At 68.6% G+C, this 1355-nt stretch carries 2 protein-coding genes and 1 pseudogene; 2 read left to right on the top strand and 1 reads right to left on the bottom strand.

Translation table 11 applies throughout. The features are described from left to right. A partial coding sequence (locus tag ABT300_RS44085; RefSeq protein WP_351688825.1) for a hypothetical protein occupies nucleotides 1-302 on the bottom strand: 302 nt, incomplete at its 3' end. 245 nt (nucleotides 303-547) lie between these two features. Between ABT300_RS44085 and ABT300_RS44080 the strand changes: the two genes are divergently transcribed. Both ABT300_RS44080 and ABT300_RS44075 read left to right on the top strand, forming a co-directional pair. Continuing rightward, complete coding sequence (locus tag ABT300_RS44080; RefSeq protein WP_351688822.1) at nucleotides 548-853, top strand: dihydrofolate reductase family protein; 306 nt, start codon at nucleotides 548-550, stop codon at nucleotides 851-853. Next, a pseudogene (locus tag ABT300_RS44075) lies at nucleotides 837-1355 on the top strand (hypothetical protein); the annotation flags it as partial. The gene ABT300_RS44080 and the pseudogene ABT300_RS44075, both read left to right, overlap by 17 nt.

Raw genomic sequence — 1355 nt, 5'->3', positions numbered from 1 at the left:
TCCTGAGCACGGACCGGAGCCGCGTTCATCTCCTGCGTGAAGGTGCCGTCCGGGTTGGCGAACAACTGCGTGGACTCGGACGTCTTCGCCGTCACCTCCACGCGCTCACCGGTCTTCGCCGCCCGCGCGCCGGCCTTCGACTCAGGAGTGGTGTCGGCCTTCGCCGAGGCCGCCCCCTTCTCGTCGGCGAACGCCGGAGTCGCCGTGAAGCCGATGGCCGGAACCGCACCCCCCAGGAGAGCGACGGCTATCGCGCCGCTTCCGATCGCCCGGCGCCAATCGCGCCGACGTCTGTGCGTCAACACACCCCACCCGTTCTCTTAGATTCTTCTTACAATCGGTGATCATGGATGGCTCGAACACGCTGGGTCAACAGTGTCCTGCGTCACTCGGAGAGCGCGGCGTCACCAGGACGAACGGCGCCGGATGCCGCGTGAGCGCCACACATCTGCGCTCAACTCGAATGTTTTTCAAGCCAGTTCGCCCGAAAGGACGACGACCTCGCCAGCGCCGCGACGCGCCTGCCTGGGCCCGCGCCGGTGAGCGCATGGACCTTCGGACACGGCCAGACCTCGGCCGACTGCCCGTCAACGACACCACGACGCCGACCACTTCGCCGGTGCGCAACAGCCCACACGAGAAGGACGTGGAGATCGCGGGCGGCGCGTCGGCCGTGCGTCAGTGTCTCGCGGCGGGACTGCTCGACGAACTGGTGCTGCACCTGGCGCCCGCCGTGCTCGGCGCGGGAGAGCGTCTCTTCGACGATCTCGCCGAGCTGGCCTTCACGCCCACCGAGGTGATCTCTTCGCCCACGATCACCCACCTGCGCTATCGCATTGCTCGACACGGGTGACGTCTGCACCGGCGAGTTCGCCGTGCCGCACGGCCGGAGCGGCGCCGACGACGAAAAAACGTGCTCGCCGCCGGAGAGCGCATGGGAGTCTGTCGGGTACGTGCGGTGCGTGCGGAAGAGGGGGGAGGGCTCCCCTTACAGGGGGGTTCTCATGAAGTCGACCACGTCGCTGCGGCGGACGACTCGCCGCCTCCTCACGGTCGTTGCGGCCGGCGTGGCATTGGCCGGCGTCTCGGGGTGCACGGTGCCCGTCGACGCCGTCGCCGGCATCTCCGTGACCGACGACGGGCGTCTGCTCGGCGTCATGATGGTGTGCGGGCATCGGATCGACGGCGCGACGCTCTACGTCGACGGCGCCGATGCCGACGAGGAGACGGCGGTCGGCTCATGGACGGCTGACAGCCCTCTCCGTGCCGGCTTCGCTGTTGTTGGTACATCCGGCTATCAGAACGTGCGGAAAGGCGAGTCAGGTAGCTGTGGGGCGGTGAGGGCCGCCCTGGAG

The organism is Streptomyces sp. NPDC001027 (genome assembly GCF_040299045.1).
Taxonomy (GTDB): Bacteria; Actinomycetota; Actinomycetes; order Streptomycetales; family Streptomycetaceae; genus Streptomyces.
This window is presented reverse-complemented; position numbering and strand designations above follow the sequence as displayed.

What these genes read in the sequence shown, in the direction of transcription:
- ABT300_RS44080 (WP_351688822.1), top strand. Translation starts at nt 548, where the DNA reads ATGGACCTTCGGACACGGCCAGACCTCGGCCGACTGCCCGTCAACGAC.